This window comes from Pseudomonas sp. (assembly GCF_049645325.1).
Lineage (GTDB): Bacteria > Pseudomonadota > Gammaproteobacteria > Pseudomonadales > Pseudomonadaceae > Aquipseudomonas.
In genome coordinates this window covers 1-2,234 of record NZ_JBARTQ010000179.1, presented here as the reverse complement: position 1 = coordinate 2,234, position 2,234 = coordinate 1, and the positions used below count along the sequence as shown (strand labels likewise).

The following is a 2,234-nucleotide window of genomic DNA, read 5'->3' as shown; positions in this document are numbered from 1 at the left end:
GTCCTGGTCGGTGCCACTGAACAACGGCGAGAAACGTACCCCAAGGCGCTCCGGCCCGACGACGGCACTCACGGCCTCGACAATTTCACGCAGAAACCGCAGGCGGTTTTCCAGCGAGCCGCCGTATTCGTCGTCGCGCTGATTCGCGTGCGCCGAAATGAACTGGTTAACCAGATAACCATTGGCCGAGTGAATTTCCACCCCGTCGAACCCGGCGTCCAAGGCATTGCGCGCGGCCTGCGCATAATGCCCCACCAGCGCCTTGACCTCGGCGGTGGTTAACGCCCGAGGCACCGGCGGCTGCACCAGTTCACCCGCGCCCGGCGCGGTTTCGATGAAGGCCTTGACCTGCTGCGGCTGGATCGCCGACGGCGCAACCGGCGCGGCACCGTCGGGTTGCAACGCGTGATGGGACACGCGCCCGACATGCCATAACTGGGCAAAAATCACCCCGCCTTCGGCGTGCACTGCATCGGTGACGGCGCGCCAGCCGTCGATCTGCGCCGGGCTGTAGATGCCCGGCGTCCAGGCGTAACCCTGGCCACGCGGCTCGATCTGCGTACCTTCGCTGACCATGAAACCGGCACCGGCGCGCTGGCGGTAATACTCGGCCATCAACGCGGTGGCGATATCACCCGGCTGAGCGCCCCGTTGACGGGTCAACGGTGGCAGAACAACACGGTTGTTTAAGGTGTGATGACCCAGTTTTACCGGGGAGTTCAAGAGGCTGTCAGTCATGTAAGGGTTTCCAAATTCCGGGCAAGCTAAAGAATTGGCGACTCGGGAGAGTCGCCAACCAAACAAGCGGTTAATTAACTTAAGCAGTCAGTTTAAGCAGGACTTTGGCCACTTCACTGGAACTTCCCGGGTTCTGGCCAGTGACCAATAACCCGTCTTCAATCACAAAGGATTGCCAGTCAGCACCCTTCTCGTACTTGCCGCCGAGTTTCTTGAACTCGTCTTCAATCAGGAACGGCACCACATCGGTCAATTCCACCGCGGCCTCTTCCGAGTTGGAGAACCCGGTGACCCGGCGGCCCTTGATCAACGGGTCACCGTTGACGGCTTTCACGTGACGCAGCGCGCCCGGTGCGTGACAGACAAAACCGATGGGCTTGCCGGCGCGTTCGAAGGCTTCGATCAGGGCGATCGAGGTGCTTGATTCCGCCAGGTCCCACAGCGGGCCGTGACCCCCGGGGTAAAACACAGTGTCGAAGTCGGCGGCGTTCACGCTGTCCAGTTTCACCGTGGTGGCCAGGGCCTGCTGCGCAGCGGGGTCGGCGGCGAAACGGTGGGTCTGTTCGGTCTGGAAATCCGGCAGGTCGCTGACCGGGTCCAGCGGCGGTTGCCCGCCGGCCGGGGATGCCAGCACCACATCGGCACCGGCGTCCTTGAACGCGTAATAGGGTGCAGCGAATTCTTCGAGCCAGAAGCCGGTCTTGCGGCCGGTGTCGCCAAGCTGGTCGTGAGAGGTCAGTACCATTAATACTTTCATGTGCCAGTGCCTCGATCGATGGGTTTCAATGGGTATGAACATCAGTGTTTTCAGGGCTGCCCAGCAACTGCCGGGTCAGCCTCAGCGCCTCGTCGAAAGGCGCGGATGTACGGGTAATCTTGTGCATGACGCTGGTCCCCAGCCACAACGCATACAGGCGCTGGGCCAGACGGTCCGGGGCTTGCGCAACGTTTACCGAGCCGTCTTCAATGCCCTGCTCCAAGGCTTCGGCAAGTAACTCGATGGTGCGCGCGGTGCCACGTTGCAGGGCCAAACGCATTGGCTCTGAAAGGTCTGACACCTCAGCACCCAACTTGACGGCAAGGCATTTGCCCGCGTCGGTGCAGCCGGTCTGGTTGTCGATCCAGAGCTGCCAATAGCGCATCAACTTGGCGTGCCCGGACAAGCCCGGTGCGTTGAACAGTTGCTGCATGCCGTGCGCATAGTTGTCGAAGTAGTGGTCGAGCAATACAACACCGAACGCATCTTTAGAGTTGAAGTAGTGATAAAACGAACCTTTGGGCACCGCGGCGGCTTGAAGTATTTCGTTCAAGCCCACGGCTGAAAATCCTTTGCGGCCGACAATCAATTGCGCCGTGTCCAGAATGGTCTGCCGTGCACTGTTAGTTACGTTAGTCATCATTCATCCCGTCCGATTAGACCAGTCGTCTGGTTCGTTGAGGGGATGTTAGGCGCCACGCGAAACCTCAACAATGTCATATCCGCAAGGATTCCGGAC

Annotated in this window: 3 protein-coding genes; all 3 read right to left on the bottom strand. The window is 60.2% G+C overall.

Translation table 11 applies throughout. From position 1 onward, the window contains the following. Positions 1 to 738: alkene reductase (locus WBB95_RS08035; RefSeq protein WP_424487087.1), on the bottom strand; the 738-nt coding region annotated here is incomplete at its 3' end. A 79-nt stretch (positions 739 to 817) separates the two neighbouring features. Then, positions 818 to 1,495, bottom strand: a complete 678-nt coding sequence (locus WBB95_RS08030; protein ID WP_424487086.1) for a type 1 glutamine amidotransferase domain-containing protein — start codon at positions 1,493 to 1,495, stop codon at positions 818 to 820. Between the two features lie 25 nt (positions 1,496 to 1,520). Continuing rightward, complete coding sequence (locus WBB95_RS08025) at positions 1,521 to 2,135, bottom strand: TetR/AcrR family transcriptional regulator (RefSeq protein ID WP_424487085.1); 615 nt, start codon at positions 2,133 to 2,135, stop codon at positions 1,521 to 1,523. Between the last annotated feature and the right edge of the window lie 99 nt (positions 2,136 to 2,234).

Bases quoted from the DNA above. Each gene is read 5' to 3' on its own strand.
- WBB95_RS08030 (WP_424487086.1), bottom strand. From the start codon at position 1,495: ATGAAAGTATTAATGGTACTGACCTCTCACGACCAGCTTGGCGACACC.
- WBB95_RS08025 (WP_424487085.1), bottom strand. From the start codon at position 2,135: ATGACTAACGTAACTAACAGTGCACGGCAGACCATTCTGGACACGGCG.